Origin of the sequence: Advenella sp. S44 (genome assembly GCF_002810445.1) — a bacterium.
In the GTDB taxonomy this organism is placed as follows: domain Bacteria; phylum Pseudomonadota; class Gammaproteobacteria; order Burkholderiales; family Burkholderiaceae_B; genus Advenella.
The window spans coordinates 171,162-188,854 of record NZ_NEXS01000003.1 but is presented as its reverse complement, the minus strand read 5'-3'; the positions used below and the strand labels follow the sequence as shown (position 1 = coordinate 188,854).

Sequence of the window (17,693 nt, the reverse complement as noted above, 5' to 3'; positions counted from 1 at the left end):
CATGATGAAACCAACGACTTTAATACGCAGCACATTAGCATCCCTTATTACCAGCCTGTTTCTAGCGCCATCGGTCCATGCCGCTGGCATAGAAATCCGCGAAAATCAAGATTTCTCCGAACATATGGTTTCTCCGGCTGAGGCCGTCGCGCCCGGCGCGAAAATCGAGAAGCCTGTCGCTGCACCGCAGAAAATGCGCATCACCGCCAACGGCATCGTCCCCGAAGCGGCCGATGAAACCGCAGCAGCCAGCCCTGTGGCAGCAGACGGCAAACCGGCAAAGGCCGACGTGGCTGCCGCAACGCCTTCTACCAAGCCAGAGCAGCCTGCCTCGGAGGCCCCAAAAGGTAGCGATGAAAACGCAGTTGCGCCGGCCAGCGCGGCAAAACCGGCCAGCACCTTGGCCGGCAATTCCGTGCCTGCCAATACCGCTGCGCCGGTAAAGCCGACAACGATAAAGGCGGAGCCAACGGCCACGACTAAAGCCGCTGCCACGGCGACGACAAAGACAAGCGACAGCATCAAGCCAGACGCGAAAGAACAAGCGCACGTGGCAAAGAAAGACAGTGAGCCTACTGACGCAACAACGCTGACCCCCGAAGCGGATGAAGACGACACTACAGCGCAGGTTAAGCAAGCGGCTGTGGCCACTGCACCTGTTGCCGCTACGCCGCCTGCCCCGGCCCCTGCCGAAAGCGGCAAGGCGGAATTGGTCGACGGCCTGACCATGCGCATTACGGAAGACGGCATTATCCCTGAAAGCGAGTATGAGATTCAGATGCCCAGTGAAGATGTCAGCCTGGCCGAGCGTGATGAGCCCGAGCCGGCAGGCGAAGACATTGCCAGAAAAGCGCGCAAGGCGCTGACTGGGACCAGCAAGTCCTACACGGTCAGTGGCATTCGTTACAAGCCGCTGAGCATTGACGAGACCTCCGGTTTTTCACAAGAAGGCATTGCCTCCTGGTACGGTCCGGGCTTTCATGGCCGCAAAACCGCCAACGGCGAGACCTTCAACCAGAACGCGATGACAGCTGCGCACAAGCGCCTGCCCATCTCTTCCTATGTGCGGGTGACACGCGTGTCCACCGGCAAAAGCATCGTAGTGCGTATCAATGATCGCGGACCCTTTGTCGGAAACCGGGTCATCGACCTTTCCTATGGCGCCGCCAAACGGTTGGGCATTGTCAATCGCGGCAGCGACAAAGTGAAAATCGAACGCATATCCAAGGAAGCGGCTGCGGGCGAACGCAGTACCGAAACGCAGGCCAAAGCCAAGAAAATGCTGTAACCGACACGCGGAAAAAACCGACAGGCCGGAACAAAGAGAGGGCCGTTTTCCTATACAGGAGAACGGCCCTTTTGGTTTTTGCGAAGTTCGTGGCTCGGAGTGTGCTGCCTTGAAGTCCTGCCTTGAAGTCCTGCTCCCCAGCGCTGCCCAGGATTCCCGCGCGGGCTTTCGGCATGACACGGATTCCGTTGCCGACAACAATGCACCATCCTGAGCTTGACGCATTCTGGACGTCACCCGTCCCAGGCTTGATCCATCATGGACTTCACCGTCCTAGACTTCATTCATCCCGAGCTTCGCCTTCCTGCGCTTCTTCCCCCTGCCGCTTCAGCACCAATGCCTTGGCGTACAGCACATCACGTGGCAGCCCGCTGAAAGCAGCAAGCAATCGGGCAGTATCCTTGACCGAGTAGGAACGCAGCATGGCGGCGACAATTTGCTCTGCCTCCTGCCCCAGGGCCGCCGCTTCTTTGCCTGCGGCCTCGTGCACAATCAGGACAAATTCGCCCATGGACCGCTGACTGTCTTGGGCAAACCAGTCTGCAAGCTGTCCGGCCGGCATCGTGGCAATTTGCTCGAACCGCTTAGTGAGTTCGCGGGCAACGGTTACCGCACGCTCGTTCCCCGCGATCGCGGCAATGTCGATCACGGTGCTGCGCACCCTGTGCGGTGATTCAAAAAACAGAATCGCAGCCGGCACCGCGCACCAGGTCTTCAGCCAGGTCTGCCGCGCCACGGATTTTTGTGGCGCAAAGCCGGCAAATACGAAGGCAGGGTTCTGGTCGCTGGTGGCCCCGCTTCCCATCAGGGCCGCAATGACCGCCGACGGGCCCGGAATAACGCGCACGGCGTGCCCAGCCGCACGCACTTCGCTGACAATGCGCCCGCCCGGATCACTGACTGCCGGCGCGCCAGCATCGGAAATCAGCGCCACGCGCTCGCCCTGGGCCAAATGCCGCAACAGGGTCGCCGCAGCCTGGGCTTCATTATGCCGGTGCGCCGCTATCATGGGCGTCTCTATGCCCCAGGCATTGAGCAATACCCGGGAGGAGCGCGTGTCTTCGGCCGCGATCAAGTCGGCCTTTTGCAGCGCAAAAAGCGCGCGGGGCGACAGATCGGCCAGGTTGCCGATGGGCGTGGCAACCACATACAAACACCCTGCCGGCCAGTCCTGGCTGGACAGATCGTGCAGCACACGCTGCCATCGGGCATCAAATTGTCCGCTTTCGATAGTCATGGACATCCCTGTATGAAAAAATCCTATGCGCACATTATCCCCGATAGCCCTCTCGCCCCCATGGATCCGCGCCATGACCCGAAAAAAACCTGTCGCACCGGCCCCGGCTGCATACCAGACAACTGGCGGCCCAAATAGCTCGAATAATCCGAGTAGCTCCGACCTCCCGAATAGCGCGACCGGTCACGATACAACCGCGTTTACGCTGGCGATGGGCGCGCAGCGCAAGCTACAATCGCGCCGACGCAACAATGCGCGCGGCAGCAGGCACGGTGGCTCGCGCGCTGCCACGACCTGCGGGCAGCGGCTGTCAGCAACACAACGGCGCGGCCTGCAGGCGGAAAGTCGCGCTATTGCGTGGCTCTCGGCCCGCGGACTGATATTGCTGGCAAGAAATCTGTGCTGTCGATACGGGGAACTGGATGCCGTCTTTCGGGCCGATGACAACACCATGGTGATTGTCGAAATCCGCTACCGTTGCAGCGACCGTCACGGCGGCGCGGCAGCAAGCATCTCACGCGCAAAGCAGCAGCGCCTGCGCAGGACAGCGACCTGGTTCCTGCCTCAGCTGACGGCCATGGCTTTCGGCGGCAAAACGCCACGGTGTCGCTTTGATGCAGTCTGTATTGAAGGCGATACCGTCAACTGGCTGCCTGCCGTCTTCTGACTTGCACAAAACCGTTACAATCGATGTTGCGAACGCGTCAAATCCCCTTTTTTGCGCACCTTATGCGTCCCGAGGACGACCACTGCTCATGCGGTTTTTTTTAACACGTGCGATAATATCAACATGGACATTTCTTCCCGCATTTCCTTTCACTTCGATGATTCGGCCCGCGTCATCAGCCAAAGCCACCTGGTGCTGGCCGAGCCGCTGGCCCGCGCCATCGAAATGCTGGTTAACGCCATCAGCAATAATGGCAAGGTGCTCGCCTGCGGCAACGGCGGCTCGGCCGCCGATTCGCAGCATTTCATCGCAGAGCTGGTTGGCCGCTTCGAACGTGACCGTATCCCGTTTGCCGGCATCTCGCTGAATGCGGACACCTCCATTCTCACGGCCGTTGGCAATGATTATGGTTTTGACAATATTTTTGAACGCCAGGTACAGGCGCTGGGCCAGCCTGGCGATGTACTGGTTGCCTTCACCACCAGTGGCAATTCTGCCAACGTGATCAAGGCGATCCGTGCAGCCCATGAACGCGAAATGCATGTCATTGCCCTTACCGGCAAGAAAGGCGGCAGCGTCACCGGCTTGCTGACCGACCAGGATGTGCATCTTTGCGTGCCGCATGAACGTACCATGCGTATCCAGGAAGTCCACTCGCTGGCACTTCACGTTCTATGTGATGGCATTGATGCCATGTTACTTGGAGATTCCGAATGAGCGTATCGCGCCCTTTTACCCTGTCCCGTCCCGCCACCGCCCTTGTTGCCATGGCATTGTCTTGCACCATGCTGGCAGGCTGCGTGCCGCTGGTGGTTGGCGCTGCAGCGGGCGGCACGGCAATTGTGGCCGTTGACCGGCGCTCTGCTGGCATGCAATTGGTAGACAAGAACATTGAACGCCGCACCCAGAATACGATCAACGAAAGTATTGGCGAAGCCGGCCGCGTGATTGTATCGTCCTATAACCAGCGCGTGCTGCTTACAGGCGAAGTGCCGAACGAGGCAGCCAAGCAGTCCGCAGAAACCATGGCGCGCAATGCCACCGATGTCAAACGCGTAGATAACCAGCTGACCGTGGGGCCTCGGGCCTCTTTCTCAACGCGCAGCAATGAAACGTGGATTACTTCCCGGGTCAAGGCGGAACTTCTGGCCGCCAAAGAGGTCCCATCAGGGTCCATCAATGTGATCACTACCCGCGGGGTCGTGTATCTGATGGGTCAGGTCACCGATCTTGAAGGGCAGCGCGCGGCCTCGGCCGCAGCGGGCGTCAGTGGCGTGAGCCGGGTTATCAAGGTCTTCGACATTGTATCCGGCAATCGCGTGAATTCCGCAGCAGGCAACGACGGCGCACCCACCACGGTGCCAGGCACTGAAGCGAACCCTTCTTCGGGCGGCGTACAAACCTTCCCTCTGGAATAAACCCGAATATCCATGAAAAAAATTATTCTTCCTGCCATCCTCGTTGTGGCCGCCATCGCGGGCGGCTTCATGATGACCTCGTCCAAGGCGGCGCCCGAAGTCACGTTTACCGCGCTGGACGGTCGACAGTTCCACACGTCAGACCTCAAGGGCAAAGTCGTTCTGGTCAAATTCTGGGCGACCAGTTGTGTGACCTGTATCGCACAGATGCCAGACACCATCGGTTACTATAATACCTATCACGACAAGGGTTATGAGACTGTTGCCGTCGCCATGGCCTATGATCCGCCCAATTTCGTGAAGAACTATACGGCCGACAAGCAGTTGCCTTTCACCGTTACCCTTGACAGCGATGGCAGCGCTGCGAAAGCCTTTGACGATATCAAGTTCACACCGGTAGCGTTCCTGCTTGATCGCCAGGGCAACATCGTCAAACGCTATATCGGCAATTACGATAAGAAAGATTTCATCAAGACGCTGGAAAACACTCTGGCACAAAACTAACTTTTTCAGCAAACGCGAGCTAGCATGTCTGACACCCCCCTGGATATCAACGCTGTTTCCCCTGCGGTCAAAGCCGACATTATTTCGGAGTCACTGCCGTATATCCGCAAATTCCATGGCAAGACCGTGGTCATCAAATACGGCGGCAACGCGATGGTCGAGGAACGACTGCAGCGCAGCTTTGCCAGGGACGTCGTGCTGCTCAAACTGATCGGACTCAATCCGGTGGTGATCCACGGCGGCGGCCCGCAAATTGACAGCGCCCTCAAGCGCCTGGGCAAGCAAGGCAACTTCATCCAGGGCATGCGCGTAACCGACGCCGATACGATGGAAGTGGTCGAATGGGTGCTGGGCGGCCAGGTGCAGCAGGATATTGTCATGATGATCAATGAGGCGGGCGGCAAGGCCGTGGGTCTCACGGGCAAAGACGGCGGCCTGATCCAGGCGCGCAAGAAGCTGATGCCTAATAAGGAAAATCCCGAGGCACCGCTGGATATCGGCTTTGTAGGCGACATCTCCAGCATTGACCCTTCTGTCGTCAGAGCGTTGCAGGACGATCAGTTCATTCCCGTGATTTCCCCCATCGGATACGACCCCGAAGAAGGCGACGTATACAACATTAATGCCGATCTGGTGGCCGGAAAAATGGCCGAAGTGCTGCAGGCGGAAAAACTGCTGTTGATGACCAACACGCCAGGCGTGCTGGACAAATCAGGCCAGCTGCTACGCAAGCTGTCGGCCAAAACGATTGATGAACTGTTTACTGACGGCACAATATCAGGCGGCATGTTGCCGAAAATCTCATCGGCCCTGGATGCCGCCCGCAATGGCGTCAATTCCGTACATGTGGTCGATGGCCGGGTTCCCCACTGCCTGCTGCTGGAAATTCTGACCGATAAGGGTGTCGGCACCATGATCACCTCATGACGGTGCTTGCGGCGTTATCTCGCGTCGCGGACATTGAGATTGCGGCATGATATGTACGCCATTGATCAAACCGCTGCAGCCTTTGGTTCGCCATGCCCGCACCTCGCGGGTATGGCTGTTTGACCTGGACAATACTTTACACGACGCATCTTACGCCATCTTCGGTCATATCAACCAGAGCATGACACGGGCTGTCATGCAAACGCTGGATGTGGATCATGACGAAGCAACGGTCCTGCGCAAAAAATACTGGGCCCGTTATGGCGCCACGCTGATCGGCATGGTCAAGCACCACGGCGTCAGCGCCAGGGACTTCCTGCATCTGAGCCACGATTTCGATATCGCCGGGAGCACGCGTGTGGAAAAAAACCTGTCTGCCATGCTCAATGCGGTGCCTGGCATCAAGTATGTGGTGACCAATGCGCCCATGCATTATGCCAGGATTGTGCTGGAGCGCCTGAACATTCGTCACTGCTTTGCAGGTATTTGTTCGATCAATGAAATGTGCCTGCAGGGACGCTATCGTCCCAAACCTTCACCGGCGCTGATGCGCCAGTTACTGGTTCAGCTGCAATGCGAGCCGGCCCATACGATATTGGTCGAAGACACTCTGAAGAACCTGAAAACGGCCAAACAGCTGAACATGAAAACCGTGCACATTTTTCACCGCGGCACGCCCTTTAGCTCCATGCATCGCATGCGCCCGGCCTATGTGGATCTGCGCGTCAATTCGGTACAGCGACTACTGACCCACCCCTTTGCTTTGACGGCATAAATGCCATGTAGGCATGGGCCCGCCACGGCCCACGGTTACGCTCTGGCGCAGTCAGGCCACAGCGTTATGACCATGCCTCGGCGGTGCCGCCAGGCCCCGCCGATAAGACGACGCCACAGCGATACAAGCACGCGACGGCGTTACGGCCTGACTATGGCGAACCGGCCAAGCCACAGCGGCATGGTCATATGCCTGCCGCCCCTGGGCTTTTCCGACTATTTGCGATCCAGTTCCTGATTCAAACGCGCGGCCGGCACATAGCCGTTGACGCGGTTACCGCTCTCGAAGAAAATCGCAGGCGTACCCTGGACTGCCAGTTTCTGGCCCAGTGCGAGATTTTTCTCGATGGGCGTCTCGCAGCTGGCATCAGGAGGAACAACGCCCTTATTCATCCAATCGGTCCATACCGTGGCCTGGTCTTTGGCGCACCATACGCTAGTGGCCTTGGTCATTGAATCGGGCGCCAGGATTGGAAACAGGAAGGTGTACACGGTCACATTATCCAGCGTAGCCAGTTCCTTGTGCAGCTTTTTGCAATAGCCGCAGTTCGGGTCCTCGAACACAGCCATCTTGCGAGCGCCGTCACCCTTGACCAGCTTGACGGCCTGGGCCAGTGGCAGGGTAGAAAAATCCACCTTGGAAATTTCGTCGATTCGATCGGTGGTCACATCGCGCTTCGTTTTGGCGTCGACCAGATTGCCCGCCAGCACGAACTCGGCTTTTTCATTGGTATAGACGATGTTGCCGCCCAGCTGGACTTCGTACAGATTGGCATAATCTGTGGGCCGAACCTGGGTCACTTCAACATCGAACGCCTTGTTGATTGCATCCCGCACGCTTTGCAGTTTCGCGTTATCGGCCGTTTGTGCCTGTGCTGCCGGCACAGCCAGGCCGCCGGCTGACAGAGCCAGCAGGCCGGCCATCACTGCCCGTCGATATTGCCGCAAGATGGGCGCTTTCATCCAAGTCAATCTCATTACCTTACATCCTTACAACAGAACACCATTGAGTGGCGTCACCGCCAAAAAAGCCTTGCACGATGCGCGAAAGGCGACGCTGTTCCCGGCACGTCCGCCGGTATGTCCATCTGCATAACGGCCTGGGCCTGAGGCCTGAGCCCAGCTATGTGGCCCTGTCGCCATGCTTCCAAATCTGTTCCCGACAATCGTCAGTCAAAGCCCTGAAGCGCCGGCAATAAGTTGTCGCTTGACCCAGGGAAGCTGTTGCACCAGCCTCATGCCCGCATTGCGCAACAACGGCAACGCCGGCAGCTCACGGGAAAACAGCTGATACAGTCCATCGGTTGCCACACGCATGGCCATAACATCGGCAGCACGCGCGCGGGCATAGCGTTCAAGGACACGTAGCTCCCCATAGGACCGGAACGCCTCTTTTTGGTTCAATGTCTGCGCCAGTACCTTGACATCGCCCAGGCCCAGATTGAGTCCCTGCCCGGCCAATGGATGAACCCGATGCGCGGCATCGCCCACCAGCGCGACGCCCGAAGCTGCCATTTGCGCCTTTTCCAGCGTCAGGGGAAAGCCATGCAAACGGCTGCGCACGCTTAGCTTGCCCAGGCAGCCTTGCGCCACTTGATCGAGCGCCTGCGGCAGCGTCAGCGCCAGCGTTGCCTCGTCCATTTGCAGAAACCGGTCCGCCGTTGCATCGTCGACCGACCACACCAGCGACACCTGATGTCCTTCGCTGGTATCGGGCATGGGCAGAAAAGCCAGCACATGGTGATTGCAAAACCATTGGTACGCCGTATTCATATGGGGTTTTTCGCAGGTCAGATGCGTCACCAGCCCCTTGTCGCCATAGTCTTTTTTCGAGTGCGCCATACCGGCTGCGCTGCGCAACGGCGAGCGGGCGCCATCGGCGCCGATAAACAACTGGGCCTGCAGCGTTGCGCCATCAGCCGTGGTGACCTGTCCTGGCTGCCAGGCCTGCATCGTATCGTTGATCCAGGGCAAACCGTAAATCGTGAGCGCCTGAAACAGGGCGCGTTCAATTTCACCAGACTCCACAATCCATGCCAAATGGGGCTTGGCAGCTTGCCAGGCGTGCAGCACGACCTGTCCGTCGCGGTCGCCATTGACCTGCATGGCATCGACCTCGGTAACCCGTTCCTGCGGCATGGCGTCCCAAATACCCAAAGAGGCAAGAAATGCCTGGCTGGCTTCAGAAATTGCATAGACACGCGCGTGATACTGCTCGCCCTGCATGGGCTCGGGCGCACGTCGTGGCGCCAGCAATGCCACGTTGACGCCGGCCCGCACCAGTGCCAGCGCAGTGGCCATGCCGACAATACCCGCACCGCAAACGATCACATCGTATTTCATCGTGTTCATCGCGCCTCCGGTGCTCCCGCAGCGCGCGGCCATAGAATCCAGATCTGGCCAGGCTGTTTCATGCGACCGGCCAGCTCGCCGGCCGCATCACCTGATCCCCAGAAAAAGTCTGTTCTTGCCACGCCTTTGATCGCCGCCCCGGTATCCTGGGCGAACACCACGCGCTGCATGGGCTGCTTAGAGTGAGGGCGTGTGGTTGCCAGAAAAAGTGGGCTGCCCAATGGCACGTAAGCGGGGTCCACGGCGACAGAGCGCTCAGCCACCAGCGGGATACCATAGGCGCCCTTGGGGCCGGCCGCCTCGTCAGGCAACGCCTCTTCACGGAAGAACACCATAGCCTGGTTGATGTTGAGCATTTCATCGATCCGGTCTGGATTGGCCTTGGCCCAAGCCTTGATGTTTTGCATATTGGCCTGTGCCAGTGGCAGCTCGCCCTTGTCGGCCAGCCACTTGCCGATTGAGCTGTAGGGGCGCCCATTATGGTTGGCATAGGCCAGGCGAATCGTGCTGCCATCGTCCAGCCGTACCCGGCCCGAGCCCTGCACCTGCAGGAAAAACGCTTCGACCGGATCATCCAGCCACACAATCACCGGCGGCTTGCTATCGCGCTGCCCGATCTGCGACCGCGTATCATAGGGCACAACGCTATTGCCCGAGAGCTTGCCGCGGATGCGCTTTCCTGCCAGTTCGGGATACTGCTGGCCCAGGTCAATGGTCAGTAGATCATCAGGAACCGCATACATGGGCCACTGGTATCGGCCCCCCTGCGAACGGGAACCATGCACCACGGGCTCATAATAGCCCGTCACGGTATTGGAAGATTTACCGTTTTCTGTCACTTGCCAGGGTTGCAAATGCTGCTCCAGAAACGCTTTGACCGTGGCCGCGTCATCGCTGTGCGGATCAATGCCAGATTGGGCAGCCGCCTGGCACACTGGCTGCCACACGGCAGGCGTTGCGCGTGCGGGCATGGTCTTGGAGCCGCTGACGGGCCGCATCAGGCCACGACAGTTGTTATAAAAGGTCAGCCACAAGTGGCGAGCATCATCTTGATTCCATCCGGGCAACGATGACCAGTTGACCTGATGATATTGTCCGGCTAGCGGTCGCGCCGGCGTTGCCGCAAAAGTGGAGATGTCAGGCACCGACAGCGGGGCCGTCATGGAAAACGGCGCCTGCGACGCGGGGTCGCCCGCTTTTTGCGTTGCGCAACCTGCCATCAGGGCAAGGGTGGCAAGAGCCACTGGCCAGAACGGAGTGCGCTTTTGCGAATTTTTCATGTTTACATTTACCCAGACAAATAATGAAAGACAAGTCCAACCATCCTGGCACTCGCCGTGGCCGATCAGTGCAGCGTTCGGGGCAGCGACAGGACGAATTCTGGGATGCCCACATCAAACGGCACGCCGTTCTCACCCACGCAATGAAAGCTGCCCTTCATGGTGCCAAAGGGGGTATTTAGCGGACAGCCGCTGGTGTACTCATACATATCGCCAGCAGCGATAAGCGGCTGCTCGCCGACGATGCCCAGCCCGCGCACCTCATGGGTTTTTTCATCACCATCGGTAATGACCCAGTGGCGACTGATGACCTGGGCGGCCGTTGTACCGGTGTTGCGGATTCTCACGGTATAGGCAAAGACATACTGCGAGCGGGACGGGTCGGACTGTTCTTCGAGATAACGCGGGGTGACTTCCACCGTCATTGTATTTACCATTCGTGCCGGATCCTCGGAAAGCTAAACGTGTTTGTATGGAATAATAGAACTTCATTGTACTTCGTGCGCCCCCTTACAGGAGAAAAACGCTGTCATGGAATTACAACCCGTTACCCGCATCGCCCCCAGCATTCTGTCAGCCGATTTTTCCCGTCTGGGGGAAGAAGTCAGAAACGTGATCGACGCTGGTGCCGACTGGATTCATTTTGATGTCATGGACAATCATTATGTCCCAAATCTGACTATCGGTCCCATGGTGTGCAAGGCGATCCGCCCCTGTACTGACGCGCCTATCGATGTGCATCTGATGTGTGAACCGGTAGATGACCTGATCCCGCAATTTGCCCAGGCGGGCGCCAATATCATTTCGTTTCATCCGGAAGCCTCGCGCCATGTGGACAGGTCGCTTTCGCTGATCCGCGACAATGGCTGCAAGGCCGGACTGGTACTGAATCCGGCAACGCCGCTGTCCGTGCTCGATCATGTCATGGATCGGCTTGACCTGATCCTGCTCATGTCGGTCAACCCGGGATTCGGCGGGCAGTCGTTCATTCCCGCCACTCTGGATAAACTGCGCGCTACGCGCCAGCGCATTGACGCCTGGCAGGAAAAAACCGGCAACACCATTCTTCTTGAAGTGGACGGCGGCGTCAAAACCGACAACATTGCAAGCATATACGAAGCCGGTGCCGATACCTTTGTGGCCGGATCGGCCATCTTCGGTCAGCAGGACTATGCAGCGGTCATTACCGATATGCGTAAACAGATTGCCGGAGTCAACCGGTCATGAGTATCCGCGCCGCCCTGCTCGACCTTGACGGCACACTGGTCGACTCCATTCCCGATCTGGCGCAGGCAGCCAATGCCATGCGCGTCAAGCTCGGGCTGCCACAACTACACCAGGAACGGATTGCCCAGTTTGTCGGCAAAGGCATCGATCATCTGGTGCGTCGCGCCATGACGGGGGGTGACGACCAGGCCATTGTCACCACAGAGGCATTCGTCGTTGCCCGCGAGCATTTCGTCGATGCGTACCATCTGGTCAACGGCGACCGGGCCACGCTATTTGACGGGGTCATAGATGGACTCAAAGCCCTGAAAACGGCAGGCATTCTGCTGGCGGTGGTGACCAACAAGCCTACGGTCTTTACCGAACAATTGCTCATTCAAACCGGCCTGCGATCATTTTTCGATGCTGTCGTATCGGGCGACACCTGCCCAACCCGCAAGCCGGATGCCGGCCCGGTACTGCATGCGTGCCTTCTGCTGCAAGCCGAACCCAAAGAGTGCGTTTTCATCGGCGACTCCATCAACGACGCCCAGGCGGCGCAAGCGGCGGGCATGCCTGTTCTCATTGTTCCTTATGGTTATAACGAAGGAAACAGTGTACAAAACCTGAAAGTCAATGATATAGTAGAGACTATCGTCGAGGCGGCCCAGTGGATTGAACGCCACAACGCATCGGCAGACCAACCTGATTTATTAACGTAATGACTGCAAGCTCCCTTTATGCCCGTTCTGCTATGGTTGCCATGTATTGGCGCTGGTGGCGTTCGTCTGCCGGGAGTGTCACTCATTAGACTGTTCCGGATGCCGTTTTTTTTGCGCATCCGAAATTCGTAGTCAGTACGCACAATACCCGGTAATCCCTTAAAACAGGACCGGGTATTTTTGCATCTGCCCGGTCATTCAGGAAAACACAAACAGAGACCGTTATGATGACTGAAATTGAATTTAACGCACTCGCGGCCCAGGGTTTCAACCGCATCCCGATCATCAAGGAAACCTATGCAGATCTGGATACCACACTTGGTATCTACCTGAAACTGGCCCATACCGGCAAAGAAGCCGGTCGCATGACCTGCCTGCTCGAATCGGTCGTCGGGGGCGAGCAATTCGGCCGCTATTCTTTTATCGGCCTGCCGGCCAAAACAGTCATCCGCGCTACCGGCGATTTGACCGAAGTGCTGACCAACGACGAAGTGACCGAAACCTATCGGGGCGATCCGCTGACTTTCATCCAGGAATTCAAAAAACGCATCAAGGTCGCCCTGCGCCCTGGCATTCCCCGTTTTGCCGGCGGCCTGGCCGGCTATTTCGGCTACGATACCATCCGTCATATCGAGCCGTCCCTGGGCCCCAACGTCAAGCCGTTCCCTCATGGGCAGAAAGAAGGCGTGCCCGACATCATGCTGATGCAGGTGGACGAGCTGGTCATTGTCGATAATGTCATCGGCCGCACTTACCTGATGATTTACGCCGATCCGAATGAGCCCGAAAGCTACAGCAAGGCGCAGAAACGCTTGCTTGAACTGCGCGCACGACTGCGCCATCCGGTCGAAATTCCCTACAGCCTGCCCAGCCTGCAAACAACAGAAATTCGCGACTTCAAGAAAGAGGATTATCTGAAGGCTGTGCTCCAGGCCAAGGAATATATCGCTGCGGGCGACCTGATGCAGGTCCAGGTCGGACAGGTTATTGCCAAGCCCTTCCGGGATTCACCGCTGTCGCTCTATCGCGCCCTGCGCTCCCTGAACCCTTCTCCCTACATGTATTTCTGGAACTTCGGTGACTTTCATGTCGTGGGCTCGTCACCGGAAATTCTGGTGCGCCAGGAAACATTCACCGAGAATGCCGAAGAGAAAACCGCCATCACCATTCGCCCGCTTGCCGGCACGCGCAAGCGCGGTGAAACGCCCGAAGAAGATGCGACATTGGCCGACGAGCTGCGCGCCGATCCCAAGGAGGTCGCCGAACACGTCATGCTGATCGATCTGGCCCGCAATGATGTGGGCCGCGTTGCCGAAACCGGCTCTGTGCAAGTGACCGACCAGATGGCCATTGAACGCTATTCACACGTGATGCATCTGGTGTCCAACGTCAAGGGCATTCTCAAGCCAGGGATGGACGCCATCGATGTACTGCGCGCCAGCTTTCCCGCCGGCACCCTGACCGGCGCACCCAAAGTGCGGGCCATGGAACTCATTGATGAACTGGAGCCCGTACGCCGTGGCATCTATGGCGGCGCCGCCGGTTATCTGAGCTACAACGGCACCATGGATGTGGCCATCGCGATCCGCACCGGCGTTATTAAAAACGGCATGCTCTATGTGCAGGCTGCCGCCGGCATCGTGGCCGATTCCGACCCCGAAAAAGAATGGCAAGAAACCGAGGCCAAGGCCCGCGCCGTGCTGCGCGCCGCCGAACAGGTGCAATACGGTCTGGATCAACCCATCTGAGGAACTGTCATGCTGCTCATGCTCGATAATTACGATTCGTTTACCTATAATCTGGTGCAATATTTTGGCGAACTGGGACAGGACGTCCACGTGGTGCGTAATGACCAAATGACAGTCGATGAGATTGCCGCGCTCAACCCCGAACGTCTTTGCGTCTCTCCGGGACCTTGCTCGCCAGCACAAGCAGGCATATCAGTTGAACTGATCAAACACTTTGCCGGCAAAATACCGGTGCTGGGCGTATGCCTGGGCCACCAATCCATTGGCGTGGCTTTTGGCGGAAACATCATCCGCGCCAAGCAAATCATGCACGGCAAGACATCGGAAATTACCCACGACGGATCTGCGCTGTTTCGCGGCATTCCTTCACCGCATACCGTGATCCGCTATCATTCGCTGGCGATCGAACGTCACTCTCTGCCCGAATGCCTGCGCATTACGGCTGAAACGGCCGATGGAGAAATCATGGCCGTGGAGCATACCTCCCTGCCGGTTTATGGTGTGCAGTACCACCCCGAATCTATCCTTAGCGAACATGGCCATGCCCTGTTGCAAAACTTTCTGGACATCCACCCATGAGCATTTCCTACACAGACGCGCTCACGCGCTGCATTGAACATCGCGAAATTTTCCATGACGAAATGCTGTACCTGATGCGCCAGCTGATGCGCGGCGAAGTGCCGTTGCCGATTGCCAGCGCCCTGCTCATGGGGTTGCGCGTCAAAAAAGAAACCGTCGGCGAAATTACCGCGGCCGCTACCGTGATGCGGGAATTTGCCACTCCGGTCAAGATCAGCGACCCCGACGACCTGCTCGATATGTGCGGCACCGGCGGCGACGCCAGCCACACTTTCAACATTTCCACCACGGCCATGTTCGTTGCCGCTGCCGGCGGCGTGCGTATTGCCAAGCACGGCAATCGCAGTTCATCATCGTCTTCAGGCAGCGCTGATGTACTGGAAGCGCTGGGTATCAATCTGGCCCTGACGCCCGAGCAGGTTGCCGAATGCGTAGAACAAACCGGCATCGGCTTCATGTATGCACCGGCGCACCACGGCAGCATAAAAAACGTGGGGGAAATACGCAAGATGCTCGCTGTGCGAACCATCTTCAATATACTGGGACCGCTAACCAACCCGGCCGGTGCCGGCAACCAGCTCATGGGCGTGTTTCATCCGGACCTGGTCGGCATCCAGGTCCGCGTACTGCAGCAACTGGGCTCCAAACATGTGCTGATCGTTCATGGCAAAGATAATCTGGACGAAGCCTCGCTGGGCGCCGCAACAATGGTTGGCGAACTCAAGAATGGCAAAGTGACCGAATACGAAATCCATCCGGAAGATTTCAACATGCAAATGGTCTCCACTCGCAGCATTACGGTCAGCAACAAGGAAGAGTCACGCGACCTGGTCATGAGTGCATTGAACAATGATGCGGGCACGGCCCGTGACATCGTCGTGCTCAATGCCGGTCTGGCCCTCTACGCCGGCAATCAGGCTGCCACCATACAGGATGGGATCAATAAAGCACGCGAACTGATCAAATCCGGCGCTGCTCGTGATAAATTAGAAACATTCCGTGCCTATACCAGGAAGTTCACATCATGAACGATATTCTCGAACAAATTCTCAATGTAAAAAAAGAAGAAGTCGCCATGCAACGCCAGTTCCGCAGCGAGGCCGATTTGCTGCGCGAAGCCCAGGCTCGCAAGGATGTTCGCGGTTTTGCCAATGCGTTGCGTGAAAAAATCAAACAACAGAAAACCGCCGTGATTGCTGAAGTCAAAAAAGCCTCGCCATCAAAAGGCGTGATCCGACCCAATTTCAACGCGGCCGAAATTGCCCATACCTATGCCGCCCATGGCGCCACCTGCCTGTCTGTGCTTACCGATGTGCAGTTTTTCCAGGGATCCAGCGACTATCTGCGCCAGGCACGCGCCGCCTGCCCGCTACCAGTGCTGCGCAAAGACTTCATGATCGACCCTTATCAGGTCATCAATGCCCGTGCGCTGGGCGCTGACTGCATCCTGCTGATCGTTGCCGCCCTGCCCGCCGACCAGCTCAAGGAAATGGAAGCCGTGGCGCAGGAACTGGACATGGACGTCCTGATTGAAGTGCACGACCGGGCCGAGCTGGATATTGCACTTGACATGAAATCGTCACTCATCGGCATCAATAACCGCAATCTGCGAACCTTCGAGACAACCCTGCAGACCACACTGGATCTGCTTGCCCATATTCCCGAGGGCCATTTCGTAATTACGGAAAGTGGCATCCACTCGCCGGACGACGTGCGTCGCATGCAGGACAGTGGGGTTTATGGCTTTCTGATAGGCGAAGCATTCATGCGGGAAACCGATCCTGGCATGACGCTCGCGTCATTCCTTGTGAATCACTAAACCGCCACACAGTATATTCAGGAGAGCCCTTGTCATGACCGCCCATACCGATTGTCCGCTATGTAACAGCGATGGGGGCGCCGTGCTGTTTCGCAACGCCTTTTTGCGGGTCGTCGATGCGCAGCAGGCCGATTATCCGGCCTTTACCCGGGTGATCCTGAACCGCCATGCGCAGGAAATGACAGACCTGAATCAGACCGAACGCAGCAGCCTGATGAGCGCGGTCTATCTGGTTGAAGCGCTGCAACGTCGTCATTTTCAACCCGACAAAATCAATCTGGCCCAATTGGGCAACATGGTGCCGCATGTCCATTGGCACATCATTGCTCGCTTTGCCGACGATAAACACTTCCCTAACCCGATCTGGGGCGTCCCACGCGAGCCGGCCGGCGTGTCCGATAGCCACGAGCTGCAACCGGTCCCAAGCCGCAGCGCGCAAACCAGCCAGCATGTCAAGGCCTACCACCGGGACATCACCCAGTCGTTTACTGCGCTCTTTGATCACCCTGACCAAACCCTGCCACAGCAAACCCTTTTCGAACAAACGCTGCAGCAAATTATCGATTCCTGACGTCTGACGCAGAACCAGCCGAGGCTGGGGCGGGGGCTTAGCTGACGCTGAGGCAGAGGTGGGCGTGTTGGCCTACTCGCTTGCTTGTCTTACGGTCTCACGCGCTTACTGGCGTTCTGACTGCTTAGCGGTTTACCGGTATGCTGACTTGCCGGCGTATTGATTTTGTTCTGTTTTACTGGTTTGCCAGCCTTCAATAATAGACCGGCGATAACAGACCCGGCGCGGCAGTCTTTTACCCGTGTGCACCACGACCCGCTGGATATTGCAATAATAATGCTTGCTTTCTAGGGAAAACACTTATATAATCATATTCTTTGCAGCAAGAACTATTTATTTTTGCTGCCTGGCTTATTAATCAAAAGCCATCATCGCTCCTACCTCCAGACCCGCATGCGTATTTCCTCTGTCATGCAACGGTTGATCCGGTCGGCTCGATGCTCCGATCAACGATTCGTCTGGCTATTTCCCATTCGTTTGTTCATCCTGATCAGTAAAGTGCAGGTATGCATTGTGCATATCAGCAAGACTTTGCTGCGTGACAGAATTGTCGTTTTGTCCTGTTTGCCGATGGTCATCTCCATCGCGCGGCCTGGGTTTT

The 17,693-nt window shown here is 57.4% G+C and carries 19 protein-coding genes; 14 read left to right on the top strand and 5 right to left on the bottom strand.

From position 1 onward, the window contains the following. The first annotated feature begins 1 nt into the window (after position 1). Positions 2-1,288: a septal ring lytic transglycosylase RlpA family protein gene (locus CAP48_RS20410; RefSeq protein ID WP_242444338.1), complete on the top strand. Its 1,287-nt coding sequence runs from the start codon at positions 2-4 to the stop codon at positions 1,286-1,288. Positions 1,289-1,568: 280 nt separating this feature from the next. On the opposite strand, the gene rsmI is transcribed toward CAP48_RS20410, so the two are convergent. Then, the gene (gene rsmI / locus CAP48_RS04880) at positions 1,569-2,531 is read right to left on the bottom strand and encodes a 16S rRNA (cytidine(1402)-2'-O)-methyltransferase (protein WP_369806324.1); all 963 of its coding nucleotides are present in this window, start codon (positions 2,529-2,531) and stop codon (positions 1,569-1,571) included. A gap of 19 nt (positions 2,532-2,550) precedes the next feature. Between rsmI and CAP48_RS04875 the strand changes: the two genes are divergently transcribed. From CAP48_RS04875 to CAP48_RS04850, 6 genes are all read left to right on the top strand, one after another. Beyond that, the gene (locus CAP48_RS04875; protein ID WP_242444337.1) at positions 2,551-3,192 is read left to right on the top strand and encodes a YraN family protein; all 642 of its coding nucleotides are present in this window, start codon (positions 2,551-2,553) and stop codon (positions 3,190-3,192) included. 123 nt (positions 3,193-3,315) lie between these two features. Beyond that, complete coding sequence (locus CAP48_RS04870; RefSeq protein WP_100694904.1) at positions 3,316-3,909, top strand: phosphoheptose isomerase; 594 nt, start codon at positions 3,316-3,318, stop codon at positions 3,907-3,909. After that, positions 3,906-4,610 carry a BON domain-containing protein gene (locus CAP48_RS04865; protein WP_100694903.1) on the top strand — a complete coding sequence of 235 codons (705 nt, stop codon included), beginning with the start codon at positions 3,906-3,908 and terminating at the stop codon, positions 4,608-4,610. Before CAP48_RS04870 ends, CAP48_RS04865 begins: the two co-directional genes overlap by 4 nt. 12 nt (positions 4,611-4,622) lie before the next feature. Next, positions 4,623-5,114, top strand: a complete 492-nt coding sequence (locus CAP48_RS04860; RefSeq protein WP_192871287.1) for a TlpA disulfide reductase family protein — start codon at positions 4,623-4,625, stop codon at positions 5,112-5,114. Positions 5,115-5,138: 24 nt separating this feature from the next. Next, a complete protein-coding gene (gene argB / locus CAP48_RS04855; RefSeq protein WP_100694902.1) occupies positions 5,139-6,041 on the top strand; it encodes an acetylglutamate kinase in 903 nt (300 codons plus the stop codon). A 46-nt stretch (positions 6,042-6,087) separates the two neighbouring features. Beyond that, complete coding sequence (locus CAP48_RS04850) at positions 6,088-6,816, top strand: pyrimidine 5'-nucleotidase (RefSeq protein WP_100694901.1); 729 nt, start codon at positions 6,088-6,090, stop codon at positions 6,814-6,816. A gap of 215 nt (positions 6,817-7,031) precedes the next feature. Here the strand turns inward: CAP48_RS04850 and CAP48_RS04845 are convergent, their stop codons facing one another. From CAP48_RS04845 to apaG, 4 genes are all read right to left on the bottom strand, one after another. Continuing rightward, positions 7,032-7,793 carry a DsbC family protein gene (locus CAP48_RS04845; protein WP_100694900.1) on the bottom strand — a complete coding sequence of 254 codons (762 nt, stop codon included), beginning with the start codon at positions 7,791-7,793 and terminating at the stop codon, positions 7,032-7,034. Positions 7,794-7,988: 195 nt separating this feature from the next. Then, entirely contained in the window at positions 7,989-9,158 is a 1,170-nt protein-coding gene (locus tag CAP48_RS04840; protein WP_100696602.1) for an FAD-dependent monooxygenase, read from the bottom strand. A 5-nt stretch (positions 9,159-9,163) separates the two neighbouring features. Then, positions 9,164-10,447 carry a murein transglycosylase A gene (locus CAP48_RS04835; RefSeq protein WP_100694899.1) on the bottom strand — a complete coding sequence of 428 codons (1,284 nt, stop codon included), beginning with the start codon at positions 10,445-10,447 and terminating at the stop codon, positions 9,164-9,166. A gap of 65 nt (positions 10,448-10,512) precedes the next feature. Then, positions 10,513-10,884 (bottom strand): Co2+/Mg2+ efflux protein ApaG, encoded by a 372-nt coding sequence (apaG, locus tag CAP48_RS04830; RefSeq protein WP_100694898.1) that lies wholly within the window; start codon positions 10,882-10,884, stop codon positions 10,513-10,515. Between the two features lie 94 nt (positions 10,885-10,978). Between apaG and rpe the strand changes: the two genes are divergently transcribed. The 7 genes from rpe to CAP48_RS04795 all read left to right on the top strand — a co-directional run bounded on the left by rpe (position 10,979) and on the right by CAP48_RS04795 (position 17,092). Next, entirely contained in the window at positions 10,979-11,674 is a 696-nt protein-coding gene (gene rpe / locus CAP48_RS04825) for a ribulose-phosphate 3-epimerase (RefSeq protein ID WP_100694897.1), read from the top strand. Beyond that, the gene (locus CAP48_RS04820) at positions 11,671-12,375 is read left to right on the top strand and encodes a phosphoglycolate phosphatase (RefSeq protein WP_100694896.1); all 705 of its coding nucleotides are present in this window, start codon (positions 11,671-11,673) and stop codon (positions 12,373-12,375) included. The genes rpe and CAP48_RS04820 overlap by 4 nt, the downstream gene beginning before the upstream one ends. A 227-nt stretch (positions 12,376-12,602) precedes the next feature. Then, on the top strand, positions 12,603-14,123 hold the full coding sequence (gene trpE / locus CAP48_RS04815; protein WP_100696600.1) for an anthranilate synthase component I: 1,521 nt from the start codon (positions 12,603-12,605) through the stop codon (positions 14,121-14,123). Positions 14,124-14,132: 9 nt separating this feature from the next. After that, entirely contained in the window at positions 14,133-14,702 is a 570-nt protein-coding gene (locus CAP48_RS04810; RefSeq protein WP_100694895.1) for an aminodeoxychorismate/anthranilate synthase component II, read from the top strand. Next, the gene (gene trpD / locus CAP48_RS04805) at positions 14,699-15,730 is read left to right on the top strand and encodes an anthranilate phosphoribosyltransferase (RefSeq protein WP_100694894.1); all 1,032 of its coding nucleotides are present in this window, start codon (positions 14,699-14,701) and stop codon (positions 15,728-15,730) included. The genes CAP48_RS04810 and trpD overlap by 4 nt, the downstream gene beginning before the upstream one ends. Next, the gene (gene trpC / locus CAP48_RS04800) at positions 15,727-16,521 is read left to right on the top strand and encodes an indole-3-glycerol phosphate synthase TrpC (protein WP_100694893.1); all 795 of its coding nucleotides are present in this window, start codon (positions 15,727-15,729) and stop codon (positions 16,519-16,521) included. The genes trpD and trpC overlap by 4 nt, the downstream gene beginning before the upstream one ends. Before the next feature lie 34 nt (positions 16,522-16,555). Continuing rightward, positions 16,556-17,092, top strand: a complete 537-nt coding sequence (locus CAP48_RS04795; protein WP_100694892.1) for an HIT family protein — start codon at positions 16,556-16,558, stop codon at positions 17,090-17,092. The last annotated feature ends 601 nt before the right edge of the window (positions 17,093-17,693 follow it).

Coding starts and splice junctions, on each gene's coding strand:
- CAP48_RS20410 (WP_242444338.1), top strand. CDS start 2: ATGATGAAACCAACGACTTTAATACGCAGCACATTAGCATCCCTTATT.
- rsmI (WP_369806324.1), bottom strand. CDS start 2,531: ATGTCCATGACTATCGAAAGCGGACAATTTGATGCCCGATGGCAGCGT.
- CAP48_RS04875 (WP_242444337.1), top strand. CDS start 2,551: ATGCGCACATTATCCCCGATAGCCCTCTCGCCCCCATGGATCCGCGCC.
- CAP48_RS04870 (WP_100694904.1), top strand. CDS start 3,316: ATGGACATTTCTTCCCGCATTTCCTTTCACTTCGATGATTCGGCCCGC.
- CAP48_RS04865 (WP_100694903.1), top strand. CDS start 3,906: ATGAGCGTATCGCGCCCTTTTACCCTGTCCCGTCCCGCCACCGCCCTT.
- CAP48_RS04860 (WP_192871287.1), top strand. CDS start 4,623: ATGAAAAAAATTATTCTTCCTGCCATCCTCGTTGTGGCCGCCATCGCG.
- argB (WP_100694902.1), top strand. CDS start 5,139: ATGTCTGACACCCCCCTGGATATCAACGCTGTTTCCCCTGCGGTCAAA.
- CAP48_RS04850 (WP_100694901.1), top strand. CDS start 6,088: ATGATATGTACGCCATTGATCAAACCGCTGCAGCCTTTGGTTCGCCAT.
- CAP48_RS04845 (WP_100694900.1), bottom strand. CDS start 7,793: ATGAGATTGACTTGGATGAAAGCGCCCATCTTGCGGCAATATCGACGG.
- CAP48_RS04840 (WP_100696602.1), bottom strand. CDS start 9,158: ATGAAATACGATGTGATCGTTTGCGGTGCGGGTATTGTCGGCATGGCC.
- CAP48_RS04835 (WP_100694899.1), bottom strand. CDS start 10,447: ATGAAAAATTCGCAAAAGCGCACTCCGTTCTGGCCAGTGGCTCTTGCC.
- apaG (WP_100694898.1), bottom strand. CDS start 10,884: ATGGTAAATACAATGACGGTGGAAGTCACCCCGCGTTATCTCGAAGAA.
- rpe (WP_100694897.1), top strand. CDS start 10,979: ATGGAATTACAACCCGTTACCCGCATCGCCCCCAGCATTCTGTCAGCC.
- CAP48_RS04820 (WP_100694896.1), top strand. CDS start 11,671: ATGAGTATCCGCGCCGCCCTGCTCGACCTTGACGGCACACTGGTCGAC.
- trpE (WP_100696600.1), top strand. CDS start 12,603: ATGACTGAAATTGAATTTAACGCACTCGCGGCCCAGGGTTTCAACCGC.
- CAP48_RS04810 (WP_100694895.1), top strand. CDS start 14,133: ATGCTGCTCATGCTCGATAATTACGATTCGTTTACCTATAATCTGGTG.
- trpD (WP_100694894.1), top strand. CDS start 14,699: ATGAGCATTTCCTACACAGACGCGCTCACGCGCTGCATTGAACATCGC.
- trpC (WP_100694893.1), top strand. CDS start 15,727: ATGAACGATATTCTCGAACAAATTCTCAATGTAAAAAAAGAAGAAGTC.
- CAP48_RS04795 (WP_100694892.1), top strand. CDS start 16,556: ATGACCGCCCATACCGATTGTCCGCTATGTAACAGCGATGGGGGCGCC.